Origin of the sequence: Mesorhizobium sangaii (genome assembly GCF_014207355.1) — a bacterium.
GTDB classification, from domain to species: Bacteria; Pseudomonadota; Alphaproteobacteria; order Rhizobiales; family Rhizobiaceae; genus Mesorhizobium; species Mesorhizobium sangaii.
In genome coordinates this window covers 973096-997920 of record NZ_JACHEF010000001.1, presented here as the reverse complement: position 1 = coordinate 997920, position 24825 = coordinate 973096, and the positions used below count along the sequence as shown (strand labels likewise).

The window sequence follows — 24825 nt, the reverse complement described above, 5'->3', positions numbered from 1 at the left end:
CGGACGAAACTCTCAGTTTGCAGCGCATATGTAAACGGGCAGGCGGATTTCCGTCACCAAGCAGGCCTGCTCTTCCGGCGTCGGTTGACAGGCTGTCATCGCCGCCGCGCCAATTCGCCACTTGCCGTGGCCGTGTCTAGCGCCCTAGAGTCCCTGCAGGGACCAAGGGTGCCGTCGCACGCGTTATACCAAGACGGGAGTGATTGTCGTGGGTGTCGTTCTCAACATCGAAAACGGGAAGCGGGAACCCGCCTCCATCAAGGATTTGATCGATCTGACGGCGGCCGACATGGGACGCGTCAACAAATTGATCCTGTCCAAGGCCGGCTCCGACGTCGAGATGATTCCGGAGGTTGCCAACCATCTGATCTCGTCCGGCGGCAAGCGGCTGCGGCCGATGCTGACGCTCGCCGCCGCGCAGATGTTCGGCTATGCCGGCGAGGGCCACGTCAAGCTCGCCACGGCGGTCGAATTCATGCACACGGCAACGCTTCTCCACGACGACGTCGTCGACGAAAGTGGCATGCGGCGCGGCAAGAAGACCGCCCGCATGATCTGGGGCAACCAGGCGAGCGTCCTGGTGGGTGACTTCCTGCTCGGCCAGGCCTTCCGCATGATGGTCGATGTCGGCTCGCTCGAAGCGCTCGACATCCTGTCGAGTGCGGCCTCGATCATCGCCGAGGGCGAGGTGATGCAGCTCGCCGCCGCCAAGAACCTCGAAACCACCGAGGACGAGCATTTCGCCGTGATCAAGGCCAAGACCGCGGCGCTGTTTTCCGCCGCTGCCGAGGTCGGCCCGGTCATTGCCCAGGCGACCCGCAACGACCGTGCGGCACTGCGCTCCTACGGCATGAACCTCGGCCTTGCCTTCCAGCTGATCGACGATGCGCTGGACTATGGCGGCACCAGCAAGGATCTGGGCAAGAATGTCGGCGACGACTTTCGCGAGGGCAAGGTGACCTTGCCGGTCATTCTCGCCTACCGGCGCGGCACCAAGGCCGAGCGCACCTTCTGGAAGCGCGCCATCGAGGACAATGTCGTCGATGACGCCGGCCTGGAAAAGGCGATCGGCCTGATGACCCGCCACGGCGCCATCGCCGACACGATCGGGCGTGCCCGCCATTTCGGCGAGATCGCCCGCGACGCGCTGGCGCCGCTGGAAGCGACGCCGCAGAAATCGGCGCTGATCGACGTCATCGATTTCTGCACCAGCCGGGTGAACTGAGCGGCTGGCGTTTGGACAGTGGACAGTAAATCCGTTACTGCTCCTTCTTGAACAGGTCCTGGAAGATCAGCTGGCCCCAAGTGCGGCCGCGTGCGTGCACCAGCGCGCCACCCTCGTTGAGTTTTCCCAGCTTGACGGGTGCGAACCCGAGTTGTTTGGCCAAATCCGCCACGGGAGCGGTCGCGTCCTCGTCGTCGCTCGACAGAAAGACGACCCGATGGCCGCCCTCGACGATCGGATCGGCAGCCAGGGTGGCCGCAACCAGGTGATTGAAACCTTTCACGAACTTGGCGCCGGTGAATGCCCTCGCGACGAAGGCGGAGGACGGGAGGCCGTCCAGCTCTTCAAGGAAAACTCCAAAATGACGCTTCAGCGGCGTTCGCCGCCATCGTCGCGTGAGCCCACCAGACCAGCTCATCCAAAGCCGACTTCGTGGCGGCAAGCAGGCTTGCCTCGATGTCTTCGATGGGCTTGTTTGTACCCATCGGCGAGGTCGACATGAAGTCGGTTCCGGGACCTGTCAGGGCTTCACGAACCGATAGGCGAAGCGATCGGTCTCGCCCTTGATCGAAGGATCGAACACCTTGATCGAGTGCGCATCATCCTTGTTCGCGAGCATTGTGCTTTTCGCATCCAGTACGAAGCCGGCCGCCTCCACCTCCTCGCGAACAGAGGCAGGGTCGATCCGATGCAGCGCCTGGGTGTCGCTCGTGCCCGACCCAGCGGCGGCGGCGTGGTCGACGATGACGTAGGACCCACCGGGCTTCAGCCGCTCGTAGACAGCTCGATTGAAGTCTGCCGCCGTCGCACCCTTCTTCTGGATTAGGGCGGTGTGAAGATCGTGGTAAAACAGGTGCAGCCACAGCACATCTGCTGGCTGCGTGACCTCCGGCATCGCCACGAGGTCCGCCGAGACGGCTTCGACGTTCTCTCGGCCCGGCTCCTTCGCGAGTGTCCGCATGCGGCCAACCGGATCGTTTTTGAAGTCGGCGACTTCGGCCGGCACGAAACTGTAGACCCGACCTCCGGGGCCCACGACGTCGGAGAACAGGCGCGTCCAATCGCCGTCGCCTGGGTAGACGTCAATGACAGTGGAGCCTGCATCTACACGTGCGAACCGGATCAACTCGGATAGCTTGGATTGGTCGTACATCGGAATCTCCTTTACGGTTGGGCATTAGACGAGCGCGCGGCGTGCGAGGGGGCGATCCATGGCTGATCCACCGTCTGCCCCGACCCGATGGCCGCAGTCGGCCAACGCTACGCCAGCCCGGGCGCGTCCATCTGCGAGGCCCGGGCCAATGCTTGCGTGTCGACGTATTCACGGATGTTGGTCAGTCTACCGTCCCGGACCGTGATGGCGAAGACTCAGTCGTCCTCGAACGTCTTGTTCGTAGCTTTGACTTTCCCCCTCGCGAAGCCGAGCACGAGGACCCGGTCTCCTTGCGCCACGAACTCCCGGGGTTCCGTGGACGTTTCTATCGACTTGGAGGCCGTCTCAAGCAAATCCGCCAGCCCGGCGTGTCCGTGACGCGTTCCGGCCAGCGGCCAGCCCTCGCCCGGAATGATCCACTCGATGTCTTCGGCGACCAGCGCCAGGAGAGCCTCCCTATCGCCGCCGATCGCGGCGAAGAAGTCCTTCACGGTCTGGATATTCTTCTCGATGCTCATGGGAATTTCTCCATTTCGCTTGGATCGGATCGCGCTCGATCCGATCGCGTGCGTCGTGTCCCTGCCGGTGGGACGTCGTGTTCATCCGTCGAACTTGACCAGGTCCTTGAAGACCAGATGACCCCAGCTGTTTCCGCGCGCCTGGACTAGCAGCCCACCTTCCGACAGCCCGCCAAGTTTGATCGGCGAGAAACCGAGCTTTTCCGCGAGCGCAGCAATCTCCGCCGCGGCAGCGTCATCGTCGCTCGCCAGCAACACGACTCTCCTGCCACCATGCACGGCCGGGTCTTGGTCAAGGGTGGCAGCGATCAGATGATTGAAGCCCTTGACCAGTCTTGCGTCAGTGAAGGCCTGTGCGACGAACTTGGACGAAGGCTGTCCTCCCAGTTCCTCAGGGGGCACGCCGTAGGCATTGGTCACATCGACGATGGTCTTCCCCTGCCAGGTGGCGAGCGCCTTCGCGACATCCGGGTGCGCTTCGAAACGGACCGCCAAAAAGATGATGTCCGCCTTGACCGCTTCCGCCAGTGTTTTGGGAATGATCGTGGGCCCGATCGCGGCCGCGTCGGATGCAAAGCTTTCCGGGTCGCGCGTGGTTGCGACGGACACTTCGACGCCCTTGCGGGCAAATGCCTTGGCCAAAGCCTTGCCGATATTGCCGAAGCCGATAATTGAATAGGTCATTATGCTTCTCCGATCTTGTTTTAACGCCGGGGTCAGACCTGTGCCATGCCGCCGTCGACGGCGAGATCCACGCCAGTGATGAAAGAACTTTCATCGGAGGCGAGGAACGTGACCGCAGCCGCGATTTCCTCTGGTTTGCCCCTGCGACCCATCGGGATCTGTGAAGCAAACTGGGCGGCCGCTTGCTCGGCTTCCTCAGGGGTGAGGCCTGTCGTCGTCTCTAGCGCGGGAGTCTCGATCGGTCCGGGGCTCACCGTATTCACGCGAATTTGGCGGTCTTTCAGCTCCAGTGTCCAAGCGCGCGCGAAGTTGCGCACAGCCGCCTTGCTCGCGGCGTAGGCGCTAAATCCGGGCACCCCCAACACGTTCGCGACGGAAGATGTCAGGATGATCGAACCGCCGTCTTTGAACAGGGGAAGGGCCTTCTGCACCGTGAAGAAGAGCCCCTTCACATTCACGTCGAAAATCTGGTCGAAGTGGGCCTCGGTAGCTCCTGCGAGTGGTGCGATCGTTCCCGCGCCGGCGTTGGCAAAGAGAATGTCGATGTGACCATGCTTCTCTTTCACGACGGCATAGAGCCGGTCCAGGTCGTCCAGGCGCGCAACGTCGCCGACAACGATCATAACGTTTCTTCCGATGGAGGCCGCGGCCTCCTTCAGCTCATTCTCTCTTCGCCCGGTGATCACGACGTGCGCGCCTTCTTCCACGAAGCGTTTCGCCGTGGCCAACCCAATCCCGCTGCTGCCGCCGGTGATGACAGCGACCTTACCTTCGAGTTTTTTCATAAACTTTGTCTTTCTTTGCGCGCGGGCCAGGCACGGACCGCGCTGGGGTCAAAGTTGCGCCAGGCCGCCGTCGACGGCGACCTCGCTGGCGGTCATGAAGCTGCTGTCCGACGACGCGAGGAAGGCGGCCACGGCTCCGATCTCCGCCGGGTCGGCCATTCGCTGGAGCGGGGTCATCGCGCCGTAGGCCTTCTGGCCCTCCTCGCCTAGCGCTTCCTTTGCGAGTTCAGTCGCCGTCGCCCCGGGCGACAGCACGTTTACCCGGATGCCGGTGCCCTTAAGATCCTCGGCCCAGGTCCGTGCGAGGTTGCGCACGGCCGCCTTGCTCGCGCTGTAGGCAGTGAATCCCGGGGCGCCCGTGGTGCCGGCGCTCGATCCGGTCAGGATGATCGAACCGCCCGGGCCCATCAGCGGCAGCGCCTTCTGCACCGTGAAGATCGTGCCCTTCACGTTGGTGTCGAAGGTTTCGTCAATGTGCTCGGCGGTGATCTGGCCGAGCGGAAGCGGGCCTCCGGCCCCGGCATTGGCGAAGACGATGTCGAGGCTTCCGCGCTCGGCCTTCACCGCCGCGTAGAGTCGGTCGAGGTCGGCCAGATCGGAGACCGAGCCCTTCACCGCGCGGGCATTGGGCCCGAGGTCGGCCACAGCGGCGTCGAGCGCTTCCTGCCGGCGGCCAAAGATGAAGACGAAGGCGCCCTCCTCGATGAAGCGCTTTGCCGCGGCGCGGCCGATGCCGGTAGCGCCGCCGGTGATGACGGCGGTCTTTCCATTCAATCTGGTCATGACGTGCATCCTTCCAGGCTTCCGCCTTGGTCATTCGGGAATGCCCCGAGACCTCAAGATGGGTTTGCCGGGGTCAGGCGTTGAGTGAGGAAGTGCGCACATCGGTGGTGCGAAATCGATCCGGTACGGCTATTAACTGCAGCCGCGACGATAAGGTTCCGCCGTTCGGAATTAGGCCCCGCTCGTCGACAAAATGTTATGTCGACAAATGTTACGATGGCCGCCGCCCCGTACTGTTGTACGACAAGTTAGGGCTTTGGAAGGCGCACCTTGCGGTGCGGGATCGCACCATGATCGACTGGGATGACGTTCGCTACTTTCTTGCCGTCGCACGCGGAGGCTCGGTGCGGGCTGCCGCCGCGCACCTCGGGGTGAATCATTCGACCGTGCTGCGACGCATCGCCCAGCTCGAGGAACGCCTTGGGGCGCACATGTTCGAAAAGCTGCCTTCGGGCTACCGCCTGACGGCTGCGGGGGAGGAGGTCCTCGAGCTCGCCGAACAGATGGAAGCGTCGTCGCACCAGCTGGAGACGCGCGTCTTCGGTCGCGACCAGAGCGTGCGCGGGCTTCTGCGGGTGACGCTGGCACCGCCCCTCGCGACACACCTGCTCATGCCGGACTTCGCCGATTTCGCGCGTCTGCATCCGGACATCGAGATGGATATCTTGTCGTCCGGAGAGCTGGTAAATCTGACCAACCGAGAGGCCGACGTCGCGATCCGCGTCGTCTACGACCGCAAAACCCTGCCGCTCAATCTTCACGGCCTGAAGGGACCGGAGGTGTTCGGCGGCGTCTACATGTCCCGCGATCGCCTAGCCGCGTGGCGTGCGGGCGCGCCTGATCCCATCCGGTGGATCGTCATAAGCATTCATGGAATTCCGGATTGGGCCAGCGAGGGTGAGGTTCGCACCGCCCAGGTTCCGTTCAGGGTCACAGATGCCGAGGCGCAGATCGTTGCTGTACGGCAAGGGCTCGGGATCACGACGCTGCCGTGCTTCGTTGGCGATGCCGACCCCCTACTGGTGAGGGTGCCGGGCGCCGACCTGCACATGTACGGAACGCTCTGGCTTCTCACACAGGGGGAGACACGCAAGACGAAGCGTGTGCGGCTCTTTACCGAGTTCGTATCCCGCAGGCTCGCCGCGCACGCGCCGCTTCTCGCGGGACTGAATGGAGGCGAGAATTTGCGCCGACCCCAGCTTGATGACGATCCGACGATGTACCGTTGAGCACCCCTTCGGGACGATCAAGCGCATGTCGGGCGGTGGAAGGTTCCTCACCAAGGGGCTTAAGGCGGTGAAAGCCGAAGCGGCGCTCTCAATCCTCGCCTTCAATATTCTCCATGCCGTGAACGCCTTCGGCACTACGGCTCCGGCCCGGACGACATTTGTGCCCCGTTGCTCGACGAGCCGGAACCGCACTGCCTGCGCGACAGCGCCGTCGAGCGGGACCAGATGGCGGCCCAGGATGTGGAGGATCTGCTGGCGCAGCCAATCCGGCCCGGCGCCCACCTCGCTCTCGATGCGGCAATCCTGGCACGGATGCGGCAGGCATTTTCGACCGGCCTTGTGCGCAAGGCTTGCGGAGGCTGCGGGTGGCATGGGCTGTGCAGCACGATTGCTGCCGGCGGCTATCGCGACACGCAGGTGCAGCGGCCTGCCTTGCCGGGCAAGCGCTGATATCGGGGTCCCAGCGGATCGAACCTGTGATATGATCGGCTCCGCGCAGGGCCATGACCGGAACTCAAAAACGGAAAACTGTCCCTGGTCGCCATGGTTTGTTAATCGGGTGCCCGGATTGTGAATTCGAGGCGGATTGAAGCGCGACCCCAAAAAGGCCATGCTTTGCCCGGAAAGATCGAGTCTACGTCGATCCCGCTGACGCGGAGATGGCGCCTGGCTGAAAGGGATACGATGCAGCAAGGACGTGCGCGCTGGCTGACAAGGCTGGCAATTGTGACAGGCATGGCGATCTCGGCTTTGCCGGCCTATGCCAAGCAAACCACCGAACCGGTCAAGATCACGTCGTTCTCGGGTGCCTATCTGGCCGCCCGGATCGCCGAAGGCGACAACGACCTCGACAGCGCCATCGCCTATTACAAGCAGGCATTGGCCTTCAATCCGAGCGACACCGGCCTGCAGCAGAGCCTGATGCTGTCGCTGATCGCTCAAGGGCGCTTCGACGAATCCCTGGTCTATGCCGACAAGCTCAAGGAAGTTCCCGATGTCGAGCGCTTCTCGCGCTTGGCGCTAGCGGTCGATTCCTTCCACAAGAAGGATTTCACCAAGGCGCAGTACTGGCTCAAGCTGTCGCTGGAATCCGATCTCGACCGGCTGATCTCCGGCGTCATGTCCGGCTGGGCCCAACAAGGCGCCGGCCAGGCCAGCGATGCGATGGCTTCCATCGACAAGCTGCAGGGGCCGGACTGGTTCGGCCTGTTCAAGTCCTTCCATCGCGCGCTGATCGCGGACGCGTCTGGCATGCCCGAAAAGGCCGAGGCGATCTACGCCGCGACGATGCAGGACACGGCGGCCGGTGGTGCGGCTCCCGAAACCTGGATGCGCAACGCCCAGGCCTACGCGTCGTTCCTGGCCCGCAAGGGCGACAAGGACAAGGCACTGGCGGTGCTCGTTCAGGCCGAGGCGTTTGCGCCGGGCAAGCTGGAAATCCTCGCCTTGCGCGACAAGATCAGCAAGGGCGACAAGATCGCACCGTTCGCTGCTGGCCCGTCGGACGGTGCGTCGGAGATCCTGCTTGATCTCGCCACGGCGCTCAATCGCGGCGGTGGCGAGCCATTTGTCCGTCTTTACCTGCAGTATGCTCTCGCCCTGAAGCCTGACAGCGACGCAGCCCTGGTGCAACTCGCGGCCGTTTCCGAACAGCTGAAGGATGGCGAGGGCGCCATCGCGCTCTATCGGCGCATCCCCGACTCTTCGCCATTGAAAGAGCTTTCGGACCTGCAACTCGGCCTCAACCTTGCCGATCTCAATCGCCAGGACGAGGCGATCACTCATCTGAAGGCGTTCGTCGACGCGCATCCCGACGATATGCGCGCCTATCTGGCGCTCGGCGGCGTCTATTCGTCGAAGGATGATTTCCGCTCGGCGGCCAATCTCTATGACAAGGCAGTCACGGTGCTGAAGACACCGACTGCCGCCAACTGGAACATCTTCTACCAACGCGGCATCGCCTATGAGCGGCTGAAGGAATGGCCCAAGGCCGAACCGAGCTTCCGCAAGGCGCTGGAACTGTTCCCCGACCAGCCGCAGGTGCTGAACTATCTCGGCTATTCCTGGGTCGACATGAATACGAACCTCAAGGAAGGCCTGGCGATGATCCAGAAGGCCGTCGATCTCAGGCCGAGCGACGGCTACATCGTCGATTCCCTGGGCTGGGCCTATTTCCGCCTCGGCCGGTTCGATGACGCGGTGCGCGAGATGGAACGCGCCGTGTCGCTGAAGCCCGAAGATCCGGTTCTCAACGATCATCTCGGCGACGCCTACTGGCGTGTCGGCCGCAAGCTGGAAGCCACCTTCCAGTGGAACCAGGCGCGCGACCTGAAGCCGGACCCCGATGTGCTGGCCACCTTGCAGCAGAAGCTGATGAAGGGCCTGCCGCCCATCGAATCCAACACGGCGCAGGAAACCCCGAAGGTCAAGCCCGAGCCGGTGCCGGCCCCGAAGGGGTGAAGTCGGTTTCTTGGAATGCAAACGGGGCTCTTTTCGGAGCCCCGTTTTCGTTTGGCCGTCCCATCCGTCCAAAAACGCAACGCGCGCCAGTGCGCTGGAAACTGCCTCAGAACAGCTTCCGGTAGACGATGAACCCGGAGCGTTCGCCGACCTTGTCATAGAGCTTCATCGCCGTGTGATTGGTTTCATGCGTCAGCCAGTACACCCGGCCCGAACCGGCGGTCTGGGCACGCTCGTAGACGCCCTCTATCAGGCCCCGGCCGATGCCTTTGCCGCGCGAGGCCTCTGTGGTGAAAAGGTCCTGCAGGTAGCAATTCGGCGCGATCGCCGTGGTGCTGCGGTGAAAAAGGTAATGCACGAGGCCGAGAAGCTGTCCCTCGCTTTCGGCAACCAGCGCATGCACCGGCTCATAGGTATCGAAGAAGCGCGACCATGTCATCGCGGTGATCTCGCTTGCCAGCGCCGTCTCGCCCGAGCGGCCGTAGAAGGCGTTGTAACCGTCCCACAGCGGCAGCCATTGGTCTAAATCCTGGCGCGTGATGGGACGGATCGTGGTCGAACTGGGCATGATCGAACCTGTTGTCGTGACACTTTGTGGTGCGAGCAGACCGCAGGCGGCAATGGCCGGCAATGGGCCAGTCGTCCGCAAAGCTTTCGACATCATTGGCGCTCGCCGCGTCCGCACCGGGGCGCCTTGCTTGACGCTAGGCCGCCGGGTCTCTAGGACGTGCCGGCAAGCTAGCCTTTGCTGTCGAGGCCCCCGTGACGATTGAAATCCCGACGATTGAAATTCCCGCCCATATGCATCCCAGCCGCTCGTTCCAGGGGCTGATCCTGACCTTGCACAATTACTGGGCGGACTATGGTTGCGTCATCCTGCAGCCCTACGACATGGAAGTCGGCGCCGGCACCTTTCATCCGGCGACGACGCTGCGCGCGCTCGGGCCAAAACGCTGGAACGCAGCCTACGTCCAGCCGTCGCGCCGCCCCAAGGATGGCCGCTATGGCGAGAACCCGAACCGGCTGCAGCATTATTACCAGTACCAGGTGATCCTGAAGCCGAATCCGCCGAACCTGCAGGAGCTCTATCTCGGCTCGCTGGCGGCGATCGGCGTCGATCCGCTGCTGCACGACATCCGCTTCGTGGAGGACGATTGGGAAAGCCCGACCCTGGGTGCCTGGGGGTTGGGCTGGGAGTGCTGGTGCGACGGCATGGAAGTGTCGCAGTTCACCTATTTCCAGCAGGTCTGCGGCATTGAATGCGCCCCCGTGGCGGGCGAACTGACTTATGGGCTGGAGCGGTTGGCCATGTATGTGCAGGGCGTCGACAATGTCTACGACCTCAACTTCAACGGCCGCGAAGGCGCCGACAAGGTCATCTACGGCGATGTCTTCCTGCAGGCCGAGCAGGAATATTCGCGCCACAATTTCGAATACGCCAACACGGCGATGCTGCTGCGCCATTTCGAGGACGCCGAGGCCGAATGCAAGGCGCTGCTCGATGCCGGTGCGCCGGCGTCGAATGACAATCTGCCGATGCACCGCATGGTCTTCCCGGCCTACGATCAGTGCATCAAGGCCAGTCATGTCTTCAACCTGCTCGACGCGCGTGGCGTGATTTCGGTCACCGAACGGCAGAGCTACATCTTGCGGGTGCGCAATCTGGCGAAGGCCTGCGGCGAGGCGTTCTTGAAGACGCAGGCTGGCGGACTGGCGGCCTGAGTTCAGGCACGTTTCATCACCTCGAGGGAAGTGTTGATCGGCAGCATGTTCTGACCAGTTGCACCGTCGATCGTGCGCAGTGCCTGCCGAACGCCCGGCATCGAGAAGGCGCCGTGAGCCTGCGCGGTGAAGCAAGCACTGAGCGCGAGGATCTGCAGTAGTCTGGATGCCGTTTTCATGGTCGTTCAGCCAATAGTTCCCTACCTGAGCGTGGGTCGCTTCAGCGCTGCGTTCGGTTCATGGAAATCTTTGATCCAAGGACGGGCTGGATCGTCTCGTCCCGACAGGGGAGCCAAAATTTCCGGAAAGGGTGACAGCGGCCAGCCGAGTTGCTATGCCCTCTTTACCTCCCCCTCGATGGGGGAGGTCGCCGCGAAGCGGCGGGTGGGGGTGACAGCGCGACTTTCCATGCCGAAGCTCGATCGGTTCAAATTGCAGTCCGCGCAACGGCTGCGTGCGGCAATGACGAGGAGCGCAAATTGTGGCGGCACCTGTGGCGCATTCCGGTGGAAGGCACCCATTTCCGCAGGCAGGCGTCGGTCGGTGTTTACTTCCCTGACTTCATCTCACACCGGCTGAAACTGATCATCGAAGTGGATGGTGCCCACCACGGTTTTGATGGCCAACAGCACCATGACGAACTTCGAACGAAATGGTTTGAGAGCCAGGGTTATCGTGTCGTTCGCTTCTGGAACCATGAAATCAAAAACGAACTGGATTCCGTTCTCGATACGATCTATGCGGCGGTGGAAGAACGGAAATCACGCCTTGGTCCGCCAGACCCAGAAGGCGCTTGAGACTGAGACGCCGCCACCCCACCCCGGCGCAAACGCGCCGACCCTCCCCATCGAGGGGAGGGTGAGGAGCCACCATGCCTGACCTGCTTCTAGAACTTCGCTCCGAGGAAATCCCCGCACAGCCGCGCGCCCGCAGCGCCGGAGGCGCGAGGACGCGCAAAGGGGGAGAAGGCATGCGGGTGGAGAAACTCTGATGCCGGATCTTTTGCTCGAACTTCGCTCCGAGGAAATCCCCTCACAGCCGCGCGCCCGCAGCGCCGGAGGCGCGAGGACGCGCAATGGGGGAGAAGGCATGCGGGTGGAGAAACTCTGATGCCGGATCTTTTGCTCGAACTTCGCTCCGAGGAAATCCCCGCGCGCATGCAGCGCAAGGCGGCGGGTGATCTCAGGAAGATGCTTACCGATGGTCTCGTCGAGGCGGGGCTGACCTATGAGGCGGCGCGCGAATACTGGACGCCGCGGCGTCTGGCGGTCGATATCAGGGGCCTGACCGCGCGCTCGAAGGATATAAGCGAGGAGATCAAGGGACCGTCGACGACGGCGCCCGAACAGGCGGTGCAAGGTTTCCTGCGCAAGGCCGGGCTTTCGTCGATCGCCGAGGCGCATGTCCATTCCGATCCTAAGAAAGGCGATTTCTACGTCGCCCACATCTCGAAGCCGGGCAGGGCATCGGAAGAGATCATCGCCGAGCTGGTGCCGGGCATCATCCGCGGCTTCCCCTGGCCGAAATCGATGCGCTGGGGGCCGGCCTCGGCCAAGCCCGGTTCGCTGCGCTGGGTGCGCCCGCTGCAATCGATCCTGTGCACCTTTGGCCCGGAGACCGAGGAACCGGTGGTGGTCGATTTCGCGATCGACGGCATCCGTTCGGGCAACATCACCTATGGCCACCGCTTCCATGCGCCTGGCGCCATTATGGTGCGTCGCTTCGACGACTATGTCTCAAAGCTGGAGGCGGCCAAGGTCGTGCTCGACGCCGACCGACGCAAGGAGATCATCCTTGCCGACGCGCGCAATCTCGCCTTCGCCAACGGGCTCGATCTGGTCGAGGACGAGGGGCTGCTGGAGGAAGTCTCAGGGCTGGTCGAATGGCCGGTCGTGCTGATGGGCGAGTTCGAGGAGGCTTTCCTGGCCATTCCGGCCGAAGTGATCCGGTTGACCATCCGCGCCAACCAGAAATGCTTTGTCACGCGGCTGCAGGGTGCTGCCGAGGGTCTTTCCAATCGCTTCATCCTCACCGCCAACATCGAGGCCAAGGATGGCGGCAAGGAGATCGCCCACGGCAACGGCAAGGTGGTGCGCGCCCGGCTGTCCGATGCGCTCTATTTCTGGACGACCGACCAGGGCGATTTGCCGGACCTCTATCAGCTCGCGGCATCGGCGGAAAAATTCGGGCTCGATCTCAAGAAGCCGCTCGACCAGCGCATGGCTCGCCTCGACCATCTCGGCGTCACCTTCCACGCCAAGCTCGGCACGCAAGGCGAGCGGGTGGAACGGATTGCCCGGCTGGCCGGGGAATTGGCGCCGATCGTCGGCGCCGATCCCGCGCTGGCGCGCCGCGCCGCTGTCCTGGCGAAGGCCGATCTCACCACCGAAGTCGTCGGCGAATTTCCCGAACTGCAAGGTGCCATGGGCCGCAAATACGCGCTACTGCAGGGCGAGCATGCTTCGGTCGCAGCGGCGGCGGAAGAACACTACAAGCCGCAAGGCCCTTCCGACCGTGTGCCGGCCGATCCGATATCAGTCGCTGTCGCGCTTGCCGACAAGCTGGATACGCTTATCGGCTTCTGGGCCATCGACGAAAAGCCGACGGGATCCAAAGACCCATTCGCGCTGAGAAGGGCGGCGCTGGGGGTCGTTAGAATACTGGTAGAAAACACCAAGTCCCTTTCTCTGCGACATCAGTTGGCGAACGCACTTTTCGGTTTCACGTTCAACGGGGGAAACCGTTTTTCTGCAATGTGGAAGGTTGAAGACGGCGGCGAGTTCACGACAGGCGTGGGCTCATCCCGCGATCTGCTTGATAAGCGTTTTGTCGGCCTTCATTCTGAACTGGCTGGATTGACCCATCAGCGCTCGGCTTCCGAGTTGATTCCAGACCTCCTCGCCTTCTTCCATGATCGCCTCAAAGTCTACCTCCGCGACCAGGGTGCGCGGCATGATCTGATCGACGCGGTCATCACACCGCAGTCGGACGACCTGCTGCAGATCGTGCGCCGTGTCGAGGCGCTTGGTTCTTTCCTGGACACCGAGGACGGCAGGAATCTGCTCGCCGGCACCAAGCGCGCGGCCAACATCCTGGCCGCCGAGGAGAAGAAGAAAACGGCGGTCGCCAAGACTGTTGAGCCGGCGCTGTTTCGCGAGGACGCCGAGAAATCGCTGTTTGCGGCGGTGAATCAAGCTGAGAAGCAAGCCGGCGAAGCGATTCAAAACGAAGACTTTTCCGGCGCGCTGCTGGCGCTTAGCGTGTTGCGCGAACCCGTTGATTCATTCTTTGAGCATGTTCTCGTGAATGATGAGGACGAGGCCGTGCGCGCCAATCGCCTGGCGCTCCTCGCCCGCATCCGGGCGGCCACCGGTCAGGTCGCGGACTTCTCGAAGATCGCTGGTTGAGGCCTGAAAAATTCTGAAGATGGGCCCTTCGAGCCGGCTTACAGTCATATGACGATGATCTCTCCGTGGCAAAAGGGACATGTTCCCCAACCCACGGAGGCTTCCATGAATTCCGATCACGAAATCGAAGTGACAGAAGAAACCCCGGCTCCCGCCGAGGCGCTTGAATCCGCTTCCGAAACCGCCCTCGATCACGCTGCCGCCGCCACGGTCGAAGCGGCCGATCTGTCGGATGATGACGAAGACGGCGACGATGAAGAAGGCGAAGAGTCTGACGACGCCGAAGCCGCCACGCTCTCCGATGACGATGAAGACGAAGAAGACGATGAGGACGAAGACGACGCCGATGACAGCGTGAAGGCTGAAGGCGACGACGAGAAATCCGAAGAAGAATCCGAAGACGACGAGTCCGAAGAAGACGACGACAAGGAAGAAGCCGCCTGATTGATGACAGGGCGGCGCTGACGCGCCGCCCTTTTCTGTCAGATGCCGGCTGGGTCAGTTTTCCTGGAAGCTGACTGGGTCAGTCTTCCAGAATGCTGACGCGCACGCTGTTTTCGTAGACGTCGACCTGGATCAGCGGCTCGCCATTGACGATGGCGCGCTTGGTCGAGGAGCTCATCGCGCCGGAGCGCTCCAGCATGCGTTGCAGATCGGCGCGCTGGTCGTTGGTCCTGAACCAGCCGTCACCCTCGTCATCGCTGTCGCGACGGTGGAATTTGTGCCAGTTGGCCCGGTCCTGCCGCACCATCTGCGCCGCACTCTCCAGCGCATAGCCGTCACTCGCTTGATGATCCCGCTCGGAAATGCGCGCGACATAGGATCCCAGCATGTCATCGGCATGAGCCGCGCCGGCGCCAAACAACGACACCAGCAGAAGCCCGGCCGCAGTGACGGTTTTGAATTTTCTCATGATCAGCCCCCTTACCCCGAACGACAAAAACCCGTCTACCATGGCCGCTTGACGACATTCGGACAGTGGCAGCCACCGGCAAAGGACCGAGACGGAGTTTGCCTGCCAATGGTGCGCCGGGCGCCCGACCCCAGTCAAGTCGCAGTCCAGCCTCTAATTGACCTTGCTGACCCCACGAACGGGCTGGGTTGTTGCTCGTGCGGGTGCTTTCGGTGGCAAGGCCGAGTTTGTCCCGGCGTCTCCCGCGGGGGCGGCTGAGGCCGTAGCCGTCGCCGGTGCGGTACCCGTCGCCGGTGTGGTGCCCGTCGCAGGCGCGGTTCCCGTCTCTGGAGCTGCGGCTTTCGCCGCCGCGGCGCTTGGCGCCGGCGCAGAGAAGGCGGGACCGACCACACCCCCGCGAATGACCATCGGGTTCTGCTCAAACCCATGGCTGGCCCCGGGCTTGTCCGTGATCGCCGACACCTTTTCATAAGTGACGTCGGGCTGCGCTTCGCCGAGCCCCACCACCGACTGCACATTGCTGGCCTTGGCGGCGTCGGCGGTCTTCAGCGGCTTGGCGGCATCGAGCTTGATGATGGATGGTGTCGAGGAAGGCACGCCGGGAAAAACCAGCGACGAGGCCTGTGCCCCGCCGGTCGTCACCGCAAGAACAAGCCCCAGCAGCATACGCACAGACACGATGATCGCTCCCCTTTGCCTCAGCAGCCGCACAGTAGCGGGCCGGAATTGATGCCGGCTTTCGCTGGAACATAGCATTTTAGCGATTGATAAATCGCCAATGCCCAGATTACCCAACAGCGACTTGCCTCAACAGTCGACTTGCCCAACAGCCGCCATCGTACTACGCAGCCGGCATCTGAGAGGTGATGAGAGTGGCTGAAATACTTGCCGTCGGCGAGGCGCTGGAGCGGGCGCTGGCGCTGCTCAGGGGCGGCGATGTCGTCGCCATCCCGACAGAAACCGTCTATGGGCTTGCCGGCGACGCCACCAACGGCATCGGCGTGGCGCGCATTTTCGAAGCCAAAGGACGGCCCCGCTTCAACCCGCTGATTGCCCATGTCGCGGACATGGCGATGGCCGAGCGCATTGCGCTGTTTGATCCGCTGTCAAAGCAACTGGCGCTTGCGTTCTGGCCGGGTCCGCTGACGCTGGTGCTGCCGCAGCGGCCCGGCAACGGCATCCACCCGCTGGTCACGGCCGGGCTCGATACGATTGCCTTGCGCATGCCAAGAGGCTTTGGCGGCGACCTCATCGCCCGGCTTGGCCGCCCGCTTGCCGCACCCAGCGCCAATTCATCCGGCAAGATCAGCGCGACGACGGCGCAAGCGGTGGCGGCGGATCTCGGTGCACGCATAAAGCTTGTGGTCGATGGCGGGGCGACGCCGGTCGGGCTGGAATCGACCATCGTCAAGGCCGAAGGCGAAAGATTGCGGCTGCTCCGGCCCGGCGGCATTGCAGCCGAAGATATCGAGGCGGCCATCGGCATGGAGCTGTTGCGTGGCGGTGCCGCCGGCGTCGAGGCGCCGGGCATGCTTGCCTCGCACTATGCACCGGGTGCCGCGATGCGGCTCAACGCCGGGACAGTCGGCGAGGGCGAAGCACTACTCGGCTTCGGCAGCGAGCGAGCCGATGGCTGGCGACTGGCCGCAGCGTTCCTCAACCTGTCCGAGACAGGTGACCTACGCGAAGCGGCGAGCAATCTTTTCGCCTATATGCAGATACTCGACAGCAGCGGCGCACGGATCATCGCCGTCGAGCCGGTTCCCTTCGACGGGCTTGGCGAGGCGATCAACGATCGGCTCTCGCGTGCCGCCGCCCCTCGTGACAACATCTTGGCAGCAACATAGTTTTCCCCATGACCGAAATCTCAGAGAAACTCGATCCCGCTCTCATCGATCGCTTCGCGGCGATTGTCGGTGACAAATACGCGCTGCGCGACCAGCAGGATATCGCGCCTTACCTCACGGAGCGGCGCGGGCTTTGGCATGGTGCGACGTCGCTGGTGCTGCGGCCGGGCAGCGTTGAGGAAGTCAGTCAGATCATGCGGCTGGCGACCGAGACGGGAACGCCAATCGTCCCGCAAAGCGGCAACACCGGGCTGGTCGGGGCCCAGGTGCCGGACAGATCCGGCCGCGAGATCGTGCTGTCGCTGTCGCGGCTGAACCGCATCCGCGAGATCGATGTCCTGTCCAACACGGTGACGGTCGAGGCCGGCGTCATCCTGCAGACGCTGCAGGAAGCGGCTGATGGTGCCGACCGGCTGTTTCCGCTGTCGCTGGCCGCGCAAGGCTCCTGCCAGATCGGCGGCAACCTGTCGTCCAATGCCGGCGGCACCGGCGTGCTTGCCTACGGCAATGCGCGCGAACTCTGCCTTGGGGTTGAAGTGGTGCTGCCGACCGGCGAGGTGTTCGACGATTTGCGCAAGCTGAAGAAGGACAACACCGGTTACGATCTGAAGAACCTGTTCGTCGGCGCCGAAGGCACGCTCGGCGTCATCACCGCCGCCGTGCTCAAGCTGTTCCCGAAACCAAAGGGACGCGAGGTGGCTTTCGTCGGCCTGTCGTCGCCGCAAGCAGTGCTCTCTCTGTTCAGCCTGGCGATGGACCGCGCCGGGGCAGCGCTCACCGCCTTCGAACTGATCGGCAAGCGCCCGTACGACTTCACCCTGGCGCATGCCCAGGGTGTGACGCGGCCGCTGATCGAAGATTGGCCGTGGTATGTGCTGATGCAGATTTCGTCCGGCCGCTCATCGGAGGATTCGCGGGCATTGATCGAGGAGGTGCTCTCGGCTGGTCTCGGACAGGAATTCGTCGGCGACGCCGTCATTGCCGCAAGTCTTGGGCAGGGCGATGCCTTCTGGAACTTCCGCGAAGTGCTGCCCGAGGCTCAGAAGCCGGAGGGCGCTTCGATCAAGCACGACATTTCCGTGCCGATCGCTTCGATCCCGCGCTTCATCGAGGAGGCGGCCGGGGCGGTGGCGTCGGTGAGCGCCGGCGCCCGCGTGGTCTGCTTCGGCCATATGGGTGACGGCAATCTGCACTATAACATCTCGCGGCCCGTCGACGGCGACGACGAGGCGTTTCTCGCTCTCTATCATCCGATGAACAAGGCGGTGCACGACGTGGTGCGCAGCCTGCACGGTTCGATCTCGGCCGAGCACGGCATCGGCCAGTTGAAGCGCGACGAACTGATCGCCACCGCGCCACCGATGGCGATCGACCTGATGCGCCGGGTCAAGGCTGCCTTCGACCCGGCCGGCATCATGAATCCCGGTAAGGTTATCTGATCCTTTCGGCATCTTGTGGCTGGTGGCATTCCGATAACCATCCCGCAGATCAGCAAAATTTAACCGACTTTCTTAAGCGGGGCGGTAAGGAGCCCGCGCTACTGTCTGCTCACAAACGAGGCTGGAAAAACCGGCCCGGAGAGAACCGGACACCGGCTCTCAGGAGACAGACAGGAAGGCACTCTATGAACACCGGACTGAAGCCAGTCTGGGCGGGACGCAACATGCGTCTCGACCCATTTCGCCTGCCGCAAGTGGTCAGCTACGCCACACGCGACGACTACGGCGACGTGACCTTTACCATCGACAAGCGGGGCGCCGTGATCCGCCGCATGCTCGAGATGAGCGGCTTGCCGGCGATCATCGCGCTGCCAGCCAATGCGTTTCGCGGCGTTGCCGCCCGTGCGATGGAGGATCCGGACGGCAATGTCACGGTGACGCTGGAACTCCTGCACAACGATCCGATGCTGTCGGTGCCGCTGCTGGTGGCCGACGATCTCGAAGATGTCGCCGCCGACTGGCGCGCCTGGGCCGACGCCTACCGTCTGCCGATGCTCTTGATCGAATCGGACGGCGTTGCCCGTACCCTGGAAGAATCGCTCGGCGCCGCCATCAAGACGCTGCCGCCGCAGGATCGTCGCAAGGGCCGCGTTTCGAACATGCGCCGCCCGCGCTTCCTCGCCCGCCGCAGGGCCGGCGATCTCGGTCTCAGGCTGGTCATCGACGGCCAGGAGATCATTTCGCGCGAATAGCAAGAGCTTGGCGCGTCCTTCCTTCTTCACAAGGGGAGAAGGAAAAAGCCGCTAAACCAGCGGCTTCAGCGCCACCCACACAGCGCCGCCGATCAGGCCAAGAAAGATCAGCCAGCCGACCTGGTTGTTCGACCGGAACAGCCGCAGGCACTGGTCCGGATTGTCGATATCCAGCACGGCGATCTGCCGGGCCATATGGGCGCCGGCGGCGATCAATCCTGCCAGCGCCACCACCGGAGCCTGCGCGGACGCGAAGGCGATGGCGAAGCAGACAAGCGTGCCGCCATAGAGCCCGACAAGCCATGATTTGGTGTTGTCGCCAAACAGGCGCGCCGTCGAGCGCACGCCGACAATGGCGTCATCTTCTTTGTCCTGATGCGCATAGATCGTGTCATAGCCGATCACCCACAGGATCGAGCCGATATAGAGCATGATGGCGGGCCCATCGAGATCGCCGAACTCGACCGCCCATCCCATCAGTGCACCCCAGGAAAAGGCAAGGCCGAGAACCAGTTGCGGCCAGTTGGTTATCCGCTTCATGAACGGATAGACGGCGACGATGGCCAGCGAACAGATACCGAGCAGAATGGCGAAACTGTTGAACTGTATGAGCACCACCAGGCCGACCAGTGCCTGCAGGACGAGAAACACCCATGCCCGCCGGCGCGTGGTCTTGCCCGAAGGCAGCGGTCGCGACCGCGTCCGCTCGACCTTGTTGTCGATGTCCTCGTCGACGAGGTCGTTGTAGGTGCAGCCGGCGCCGCGCATGGCGATGGCGCCGATCAGGAACAGCACGAGATACAATGGCGCCGGCAGCAGCGAGAGCAGTGGATCGCCGGGACGCGGATAGGCGCTCGCCGCAAGTGCCGCCGACCACCAGCACGGCCACAAAAGCAATTGCCAGCCGATCGGCCTGTCCCACCGGGCAAGCTGCGCATAGGGCCATATCGAGCGCGGCAGCACGCGATAGACCCAATGGCCGTTCGGTGCATCGGCGACACGGCCCTGGGCCGCTTTCGACTGGATCGGTTCCATCCCGCTGGATTGGCAGCAGACTGGAAGGCCGTCAAGCAGTCTCGCTTGCGGACGCGAAGATGTCATGAGAGGCGAACCAGACCTTGGCCACGTCGATGAATGCCAGCGCCGCGTTCGAGACGCGCTGGTGCGTGTCATAGGTGAGCAGGATCCGCTGCAGGGGCAGCGGATCAGACAGCCGCTTGCAGAGGAGCGGCAGGCCGTCATAGCTGCGGTCGCCATGCGGGCGGGTGTAGCTGACGGCGACGCCGAAGCCATTGGCGACCATGCTGCGCTGGAGTTCGAACGAACTCGTCGTTGTGTCGGCCACCGGGGAGAGGCCGCGGCTGCGGAACAGGTCGAGCATGTGCTGCCAGCTGTGCGGCTGGTCTGTCGTGATCAGCGGATAGGCGGCCAGATCCGCAAGGCTCACCTCGGAACGACCCGCAAGGGCATGGCCGGCCGGCAACATCGCATGCGGCCGAAGTTCGCGCAGCAGGATACGGGCGAAATGTGTCGGCAGGCTGAGGTCGTAGGTGAGGCCGAGATCGATGGCGGCATCGCTGAGCCGCCGCCCGAGCGTTTCGAACGTCTCGTCGCGAACGACGATTTTCACAGCCGGATAGCGTTCGGAGAAGGCGCGGATAAGAGCCGGCGCGAAGAAAGGCGCCAGGTCCTCGAAACATCCCAGCACCAGTTCACCGCCGACGGCCGATTTGCCTGAACCAAGGCCCACGAGTTCGTCCGTTTCGGTGAGAACCTGTCTTGCCTTCGCCACGACAGCCCGACCGAACGATGTCGGCGAAACGCCGCTGCCGCGCTGGCGGACGAACAGCTTCTGGCCGAAATTCTTTTCGACGGCGTCGATGGCCACCGAAATCGAAGGCTGCGAAACGTTCAACATCTTTGCGGCGCCAGTGACGCTGCCATGACGCGCAACGGCGACCAGATAACGCAGCTGCGTGAGGGTCAAATTCATAGAGTAGTCCTATGTACCAAATGAGAAGTTATTATTTTACTGAATGAAAGCGGGTTGCGATAGTCGGCCATTCCAAAAGGAGAACGCCATGTCTTCCCAGAGCGAGACCCAGACAATCGACACCCAGGTCATCGACGCAAAGACGATCGCCGACTACCAGCGCGATGGCGCTGTCTGCATCCGCGGCGCCTTCAAGGGCTGGGTCGACACGATTGCCGCCGGCATCGAGCGCAACATGCAGAACCGCAGCGCCACCGCGTCTGATATCGCCAATGGCCGCGGCAGTTTTTTCGACGACTACTGCAACTGGGAGCGCATTCCCGAATTCGTCAGCGTGGTGCGGGACTCGCCCGCCGCCGAACTGGCGGCGGCGGTAATGCAATCGCGCACCGCGCAGTTCTTCCACGACCACGTTCTGGTCAAGGAACCCGGCACCCAGAAGCCGACGCCCTGGCATCAGGATATTCCGTACTACTTCGTCGATGGCCGGCAGACGGTGAGCTTCTGGATTCCCATCGATCCGGTGAAGGAGGCGACGCTGCGCCTGATCGCCGGCTCGCACAAATGGGACAAGATGATCCTGCCGGTGCGCTGGCTCGACGACAGCAATTTCTATGCCGGCGAGGGCGACTATCTGCCGGTGCCGGACCCGGACAAGGACCCGTCGATGAAGGTGCTCGAATGGGAAATGGAACCGGGCGACGCCATCCTGTTCGACTTCAGGACCGCGCACGGCGCGCGTGGCAACATGACCTCGGCACGGCGCCGGGCGCTGTCGCTGCGCTGGGTCGGCGACGACGCGCGTTTTGTCGAGCGGCCGGGACGCACTTCGCCGCCGTATCATGGCCATGGCATGCAGCCGGGACAGAGGCTGCGCGAGGACTGGTTCCCGGTCGTCTTCCAGGATTGAAGGGATTTGCCAGAAAATCGCCGGCGGCGTGCGCCGCAGATTTTCGGCAGGGGTAACGTTCCCGTGCGCAATTCCGATCAAAGCCCCCTGATGTCTTGACCCAGCGTGCAGAGAGCAATAGCGGGTGCTCTGCAGGTTAATAGGCATCACGAGGTGGCCATGAACGTTCTTCTTCTCGGCTCCGGCGGCCGCGAACATGCGCTCGCCTGGAAGATCGCCGCGTCCCCGCTGCTGACAAAGCTCTATGCGGCTCCCGGCAATCCGGGCATCGGCGGCGAGGCCGAGCTGGTGAAGCTGGACGTTGCCGATCACGCCGCCATTGCCGCCTTCTGCAAGGACAAGAAGATAGACCTCGTCGTGGTCGGCCCGGAGGGACCATTGGTCGCCGGCATCGCCGACGATCTGCGTGCGCAAGGCATTCGCGTCTTCGGACCCTCCAGGGCCGCCGCGCGGCTGGAAGGCTCGAAGGGTTTCACCAAGGATCTCTGCGCCAGATACGATATCCCCACCGCCGCCTATGGCCGTTTCGGCGATCTGGCGTCCGCCAAGGCCTATGTTGAAAAGACTGGCGCACCGATCGTCATCAAGGCCGATGGCCTCGCCGCAGGCAAGGGCGTCACCGTTGCCATGACGCTGGACGAGGCACTGGCGGCGCTCGATGGCTGTTTCGACGGGTCCTTCGGCGCTGCAGGCGCGGAAGTGGTGGTCGAGGAATTCATGACCGGCGAGGAGGCAAGTTTCTTCTGCCTCTGCGACGGCATCACAGCGCTGCCCTTCGGCACCGCCCAGGACCATAAGCGCGTCGGCGATGGCGATGTCGGCCCCAACACGGGCGGCATGGGCGCCTATTCCCCGGCGCCGGTGATGACGCCGCAGATGATCGAGCGCACCATGCGCGAGATCGTCGAGCCAACCATGCGCGGCATGGCTGTATCCGGCGCGCCTTTCGCCGGCATTCTCTTCGCCGGGCTGATGATCACTGACAAGGGGCCGAAGCTGATCGAATACAACACCCGTTTCGGCGACCCGGAATGCCAGGTGCTGATGATGCGGTTGAAGGACGATCTGCTGGTCCTGCTCAATGCGGCAACCGACGGCCAGCTTGCGCACACCTCGGTGCGCTGGCGCGACGAGGCTGCACTCACCGTGGTGATGGCGGCCAGGGGCTATCCCGGCACTCCGGAAAAGGGCTCGGTCATCCGCGGCGTCGAAGACGCTGCGGGCGACGGCGTCCAGATCTTCCACGCCGGCACGGCCATAAACGGCGGCGCGCTGGTTGCCAATGGCGGCCGCGTCCTCAACGTCACGGCATCAGGCGCTACGGTCGGCGAGGCGCAGAAACGCGCCTATGCCGCGCTCGACCGCATCGACTGGCCGGACGGCTTCTGTCGTCGCGACATTGGCTGGCAGGCCGTCGCGCGCGAGCAGGCAAGCTGAAGGTTTTATCGCAAACCGCGATCGATCTCGGTCGAAGCGGTGCTGAGCGGATCGGCGGCGGCAAAGGCGGCGTCGAGTTGGTCGGGCGAACGCTGTTCGGTCCGCTTCCAGGCAACATATTGGACAATGCCGAAAGTCGGCCGCCGCGGCACCGTCTTCACCACAGGCATGCGAAAGCCGTCGCGGAACTTCGTCCAGCGCGTGCCCAGCGCCGCGACCATGTCCTCGAAGGTCGGCGGCGCCGCGACCGAGGCGTAGGTGATGGTGACATTGCCGGCGAGCCCGGCTGCGCGTGAGACCGGCAGCGGTATCGAGGCGAGATAGTCAGGCGGCACGTCGATGAGACCACCGAACGGCCATTGTGCACGCAGCGTGGCGGCGTCGGTCGGCGCGACATTGACGTCGATGTCCTTAGGCGTTCCGGCGACCCTGTAAGGGCAGCGGAGCCGGCCGCAATTGGCTTGCGCCGAGAATTGCCACAGCGCGTAGCCTTGCCAGTTGCCCATCGGAAAATGCACGTCGATGTCGGACTTGTAGCGGGCATACCAGAGCGGCAGTCGCGACAGCAGCCGGTACCTGTAGCTGTTGTCGGCAATGTATTGGGCCGTCTTGCCGTTGGAGTAGAGCACAGGGAAGCGGCCGATGCGCCGATGCACCTGGCGCACGAACTCCTCGGCATCTTCGAGCGACATCCACTGCGAAGGGTCGTTGCCCTCGATGTCGAGAGCCAGCAGATCGTCAGGCGAGGGTTCGGCGAAATCCAGGAAATTATTGGCCTGTTCGACCGGATTGCCGGGGCGGGCGAGGTGATAGGCACCCCATTTCAGGCCGAGCGCCTTGGCGACCACCTTGCGTGTCTGGAACAGTTCGCGCGTCACCGCGTGGCGTTTCCAAAGCGCCTTGCAGAGCTTCACCTCGGTCTCGTCGCCAAGACAGAAATAGGGTGGCGGCATGCCGTCGGATGCCTTGTTGATGAAGCCGACGATCCGCTTGTCGGTGGCGAGTTGGCCCCAGTCGATGGAATTGTATTCGTAGGCGTCGACGACGAGGGCGCGGTCGGCGTTCTTCCACGGCTCGGAAAAATCCGAGGCCTTTGCCGCTGATATCAGCGCCATCATCGCCGCGAGAGCGATCGCTGAGCGGCGTAGAAGATGCGCCGGCGTTTTCAAACAGGGAATCCCCGTTAACCAAAGACAAATCCTGGACCGTCATGGTTAAGGAAGTGCTTCCGCAGATTGGCGCCGGCAAAGCTATCGTCTGATGACCGGCCGAAATTCGCACGGGTCTGGCGCTGGCTCTTGCGGCAGTGTGCCCTCGGCGGCGCGTTTGCGGTGGTGGGCGAGGGAGCATTGCGGCGAGCATAATATGCCGCGGTCCGACCAGTAGGCGGCGCCGTTTTCCAGTCTGCCCTGATGGTACGAGAACCCTGCCGCGCGATAGGGCAGGCCGCATTCGATGCAGCGATAGGCATCAGGTCTGGCAAGCATGGGTGGTTCCGGTCTGTTGGTTCGGATCTGCCGGTCGACTTGATCCGGCGTCAATAGAATTTAATACGTCTCGGCGCGATT

The 24825-nt window shown here is 63.2% G+C and carries 24 protein-coding genes and 3 pseudogenes; 13 read left to right on the top strand and 14 right to left on the bottom strand.

Annotation, left to right across the window (positions count from 1 at the left end):
* Positions 1–208 precede the first annotated feature (208 nt).
* Positions 209–1225, top strand: a complete 1017-nt coding sequence (locus HNQ71_RS05010) for a polyprenyl synthetase family protein (protein ID WP_184871445.1) — start codon at positions 209–211, stop codon at positions 1223–1225.
* A 34-nt stretch (positions 1226–1259) separates the two neighbouring features.
* On the opposite strand, the pseudogene HNQ71_RS05005 reads toward HNQ71_RS05010, so the two are convergent.
* The 6 genes and pseudogenes from HNQ71_RS05005 to HNQ71_RS04980 all read right to left on the bottom strand — a co-directional run.
* A pseudogene (locus tag HNQ71_RS05005) lies at positions 1260–1574 on the bottom strand (NAD(P)-binding domain-containing protein); the annotation flags it as partial.
* Between the two features lie 171 nt (positions 1575–1745).
* Entirely contained in the window at positions 1746–2378 is a 633-nt protein-coding gene (locus HNQ71_RS05000) for a class I SAM-dependent methyltransferase (protein WP_184871444.1), read from the bottom strand.
* Between the two features lie 107 nt (positions 2379–2485).
* Positions 2486–2896: pseudogene (locus HNQ71_RS04995) on the bottom strand (nuclear transport factor 2 family protein).
* An 81-nt stretch (positions 2897–2977) separates the two neighbouring features.
* Complete coding sequence (locus tag HNQ71_RS04990) at positions 2978–3580, bottom strand: NADPH-dependent F420 reductase (RefSeq protein ID WP_184871443.1); 603 nt, start codon at positions 3578–3580, stop codon at positions 2978–2980.
* A gap of 32 nt (positions 3581–3612) precedes the next feature.
* A complete protein-coding gene (locus HNQ71_RS04985; protein WP_184871442.1) occupies positions 3613–4365 on the bottom strand; it encodes an SDR family NAD(P)-dependent oxidoreductase in 753 nt (250 codons plus the stop codon).
* A 48-nt stretch (positions 4366–4413) separates the two neighbouring features.
* The gene (locus HNQ71_RS04980; protein ID WP_184871441.1) at positions 4414–5148 is read right to left on the bottom strand and encodes an SDR family NAD(P)-dependent oxidoreductase; all 735 of its coding nucleotides are present in this window, start codon (positions 5146–5148) and stop codon (positions 4414–4416) included.
* A 290-nt stretch (positions 5149–5438) separates the two neighbouring features.
* Between HNQ71_RS04980 and HNQ71_RS04975 the strand changes: the two genes are divergently transcribed.
* From HNQ71_RS04975 to HNQ71_RS04960, 3 genes and pseudogenes are all read left to right on the top strand, one after another.
* Positions 5439–6377 (top strand): LysR family transcriptional regulator, encoded by a 939-nt coding sequence (locus HNQ71_RS04975; RefSeq protein ID WP_184871440.1) that lies wholly within the window; start codon positions 5439–5441, stop codon positions 6375–6377.
* 153 nt (positions 6378–6530) lie between these two features.
* Positions 6531–6827, top strand: a pseudogene (locus tag HNQ71_RS04965) (DUF1284 domain-containing protein); the annotation flags it as partial.
* Between the two features lie 234 nt (positions 6828–7061).
* Complete coding sequence (locus tag HNQ71_RS04960; RefSeq protein ID WP_184871439.1) at positions 7062–8837, top strand: tetratricopeptide repeat protein; 1776 nt, start codon at positions 7062–7064, stop codon at positions 8835–8837.
* A gap of 106 nt (positions 8838–8943) precedes the next feature.
* Here the strand turns inward: HNQ71_RS04960 and HNQ71_RS04955 are convergent, their stop codons facing one another.
* A complete protein-coding gene (locus HNQ71_RS04955) occupies positions 8944–9405 on the bottom strand; it encodes a GNAT family N-acetyltransferase (RefSeq protein WP_184871438.1) in 462 nt (153 codons plus the stop codon).
* 233 nt (positions 9406–9638) lie between these two features.
* Here HNQ71_RS04955 and HNQ71_RS04950 point away from each other — a divergent pair, with 233 nt between their 5' ends.
* Positions 9639–10559, top strand: coding sequence for a glycine--tRNA ligase subunit alpha (locus HNQ71_RS04950; RefSeq protein WP_184872238.1), 921 nt, complete (start codon positions 9639–9641; stop codon positions 10557–10559).
* Between the two features lie 2 nt (positions 10560–10561).
* Here HNQ71_RS04950 and HNQ71_RS04945 read toward each other — a convergent pair whose 3' ends face one another.
* Positions 10562–10738, bottom strand: coding sequence for a hypothetical protein (locus tag HNQ71_RS04945; RefSeq protein WP_184871437.1), 177 nt, complete (start codon positions 10736–10738; stop codon positions 10562–10564).
* A gap of 300 nt (positions 10739–11038) precedes the next feature.
* Here HNQ71_RS04945 and HNQ71_RS04940 point away from each other — a divergent pair, with 300 nt between their 5' ends.
* The 3 genes from HNQ71_RS04940 (at position 11039) to HNQ71_RS04930 (ending at position 14410) form a co-directional block, all read left to right on the top strand.
* The gene (locus HNQ71_RS04940) at positions 11039–11356 is read left to right on the top strand and encodes an endonuclease domain-containing protein (RefSeq protein WP_246461192.1); all 318 of its coding nucleotides are present in this window, start codon (positions 11039–11041) and stop codon (positions 11354–11356) included.
* 312 nt (positions 11357–11668) lie between these two features.
* Positions 11669–13966, top strand: coding sequence for a glycine--tRNA ligase subunit beta (gene glyS / locus HNQ71_RS04935; protein WP_184871436.1), 2298 nt, complete (start codon positions 11669–11671; stop codon positions 13964–13966).
* Between the two features lie 105 nt (positions 13967–14071).
* Complete coding sequence (locus HNQ71_RS04930) at positions 14072–14410, top strand: ATPase (protein WP_184871435.1); 339 nt, start codon at positions 14072–14074, stop codon at positions 14408–14410.
* Positions 14411–14489: 79 nt separating this feature from the next.
* Here HNQ71_RS04930 and HNQ71_RS04925 read toward each other — a convergent pair whose 3' ends face one another.
* Both HNQ71_RS04925 and HNQ71_RS04920 read right to left on the bottom strand, forming a co-directional pair.
* Entirely contained in the window at positions 14490–14879 is a 390-nt protein-coding gene (locus HNQ71_RS04925; protein ID WP_184871434.1) for a hypothetical protein, read from the bottom strand.
* Between the two features lie 153 nt (positions 14880–15032).
* Positions 15033–15557, bottom strand: a complete 525-nt coding sequence (locus tag HNQ71_RS04920) for a hypothetical protein (RefSeq protein WP_184871433.1) — start codon at positions 15555–15557, stop codon at positions 15033–15035.
* A 194-nt stretch (positions 15558–15751) separates the two neighbouring features.
* Here HNQ71_RS04920 and HNQ71_RS04915 point away from each other — a divergent pair, with 194 nt between their 5' ends.
* From HNQ71_RS04915 to HNQ71_RS04905, 3 genes are all read left to right on the top strand, one after another.
* Entirely contained in the window at positions 15752–16726 is a 975-nt protein-coding gene (locus HNQ71_RS04915; protein WP_184871432.1) for an L-threonylcarbamoyladenylate synthase, read from the top strand.
* 8 nt (positions 16727–16734) lie between these two features.
* On the top strand, positions 16735–18165 hold the full coding sequence (locus HNQ71_RS04910; RefSeq protein ID WP_184871431.1) for an FAD-binding oxidoreductase: 1431 nt from the start codon (positions 16735–16737) through the stop codon (positions 18163–18165).
* 185 nt (positions 18166–18350) lie between these two features.
* Positions 18351–18917, top strand: coding sequence for a DUF6101 family protein (locus HNQ71_RS04905; protein ID WP_184871430.1), 567 nt, complete (start codon positions 18351–18353; stop codon positions 18915–18917).
* A gap of 51 nt (positions 18918–18968) precedes the next feature.
* On the opposite strand, the gene ubiA is transcribed toward HNQ71_RS04905, so the two are convergent.
* Together ubiA and HNQ71_RS04895 are read right to left on the bottom strand one after the other, a co-directional pair.
* Entirely contained in the window at positions 18969–19952 is a 984-nt protein-coding gene (ubiA, locus tag HNQ71_RS04900; protein WP_184871429.1) for a 4-hydroxybenzoate octaprenyltransferase, read from the bottom strand.
* A 31-nt stretch (positions 19953–19983) separates the two neighbouring features.
* Positions 19984–20910: a LysR family transcriptional regulator gene (locus HNQ71_RS04895; protein ID WP_184871428.1), complete on the bottom strand. Its 927-nt coding sequence runs from the start codon at positions 20908–20910 to the stop codon at positions 19984–19986.
* Positions 20911–20998: 88 nt separating this feature from the next.
* Here HNQ71_RS04895 and HNQ71_RS04890 point away from each other — a divergent pair, with 88 nt between their 5' ends.
* Together HNQ71_RS04890 and purD are read left to right on the top strand one after the other, a co-directional pair.
* Entirely contained in the window at positions 20999–21820 is an 822-nt protein-coding gene (locus HNQ71_RS04890) for a phytanoyl-CoA dioxygenase family protein (protein ID WP_184871427.1), read from the top strand.
* A 159-nt stretch (positions 21821–21979) separates the two neighbouring features.
* A complete protein-coding gene (gene purD, locus HNQ71_RS04885; protein WP_184871426.1) occupies positions 21980–23257 on the top strand; it encodes a phosphoribosylamine--glycine ligase in 1278 nt (425 codons plus the stop codon).
* Positions 23258–23262: 5 nt separating this feature from the next.
* On the opposite strand, the gene HNQ71_RS04880 is transcribed toward purD, so the two are convergent.
* Both HNQ71_RS04880 and HNQ71_RS34710 read right to left on the bottom strand, forming a co-directional pair.
* Complete coding sequence (locus HNQ71_RS04880) at positions 23263–24375, bottom strand: glycoside hydrolase family 25 protein (protein WP_184872237.1); 1113 nt, start codon at positions 24373–24375, stop codon at positions 23263–23265.
* Between the two features lie 132 nt (positions 24376–24507).
* Positions 24508–24744, bottom strand: coding sequence for a hypothetical protein (locus tag HNQ71_RS34710; protein WP_246461190.1), 237 nt, complete (start codon positions 24742–24744; stop codon positions 24508–24510).
* Positions 24745–24825 lie beyond the last annotated feature (81 nt).

Coding starts and splice junctions, on each gene's coding strand:
- HNQ71_RS04960 (WP_184871439.1), top strand. CDS start 7,062: ATGCAGCAAGGACGTGCGCGCTGGCTGACAAGGCTGGCAATTGTGACA.
- ubiA (WP_184871429.1), bottom strand. CDS start 19,952: ATGGAACCGATCCAGTCGAAAGCGGCCCAGGGCCGTGTCGCCGATGCA.
- HNQ71_RS04980 (WP_184871441.1), bottom strand. CDS start 5,148: ATGACCAGATTGAATGGAAAGACCGCCGTCATCACCGGCGGCGCTACC.
- HNQ71_RS04925 (WP_184871434.1), bottom strand. CDS start 14,879: ATGAGAAAATTCAAAACCGTCACTGCGGCCGGGCTTCTGCTGGTGTCG.
- HNQ71_RS04930 (WP_184871435.1), top strand. CDS start 14,072: ATGAATTCCGATCACGAAATCGAAGTGACAGAAGAAACCCCGGCTCCC.
- HNQ71_RS04880 (WP_184872237.1), bottom strand. CDS start 24,375: ATGATGGCGCTGATATCAGCGGCAAAGGCCTCGGATTTTTCCGAGCCG.
- HNQ71_RS04905 (WP_184871430.1), top strand. CDS start 18,351: ATGAACACCGGACTGAAGCCAGTCTGGGCGGGACGCAACATGCGTCTC.
- HNQ71_RS04945 (WP_184871437.1), bottom strand. CDS start 10,738: ATGAAAACGGCATCCAGACTACTGCAGATCCTCGCGCTCAGTGCTTGC.
- HNQ71_RS05000 (WP_184871444.1), bottom strand. CDS start 2,378: ATGTACGACCAATCCAAGCTATCCGAGTTGATCCGGTTCGCACGTGTA.
- glyS (WP_184871436.1), top strand. CDS start 11,669: ATGCCGGATCTTTTGCTCGAACTTCGCTCCGAGGAAATCCCCGCGCGC.
- HNQ71_RS04910 (WP_184871431.1), top strand. CDS start 16,735: ATGACCGAAATCTCAGAGAAACTCGATCCCGCTCTCATCGATCGCTTC.
- HNQ71_RS04985 (WP_184871442.1), bottom strand. CDS start 4,365: ATGAAAAAACTCGAAGGTAAGGTCGCTGTCATCACCGGCGGCAGCAGC.
- HNQ71_RS04955 (WP_184871438.1), bottom strand. CDS start 9,405: ATGCCCAGTTCGACCACGATCCGTCCCATCACGCGCCAGGATTTAGAC.
- HNQ71_RS34710 (WP_246461190.1), bottom strand. CDS start 24,744: ATGCTTGCCAGACCTGATGCCTATCGCTGCATCGAATGCGGCCTGCCC.
- HNQ71_RS04895 (WP_184871428.1), bottom strand. CDS start 20,910: ATGAATTTGACCCTCACGCAGCTGCGTTATCTGGTCGCCGTTGCGCGT.
- HNQ71_RS04990 (WP_184871443.1), bottom strand. CDS start 3,580: ATGACCTATTCAATTATCGGCTTCGGCAATATCGGCAAGGCTTTGGCC.
- purD (WP_184871426.1), top strand. CDS start 21,980: ATGAACGTTCTTCTTCTCGGCTCCGGCGGCCGCGAACATGCGCTCGCC.
- HNQ71_RS04975 (WP_184871440.1), top strand. CDS start 5,439: ATGATCGACTGGGATGACGTTCGCTACTTTCTTGCCGTCGCACGCGGA.
- HNQ71_RS04890 (WP_184871427.1), top strand. CDS start 20,999: ATGTCTTCCCAGAGCGAGACCCAGACAATCGACACCCAGGTCATCGAC.
- HNQ71_RS04950 (WP_184872238.1), top strand. CDS start 9,639: ATGCATCCCAGCCGCTCGTTCCAGGGGCTGATCCTGACCTTGCACAAT.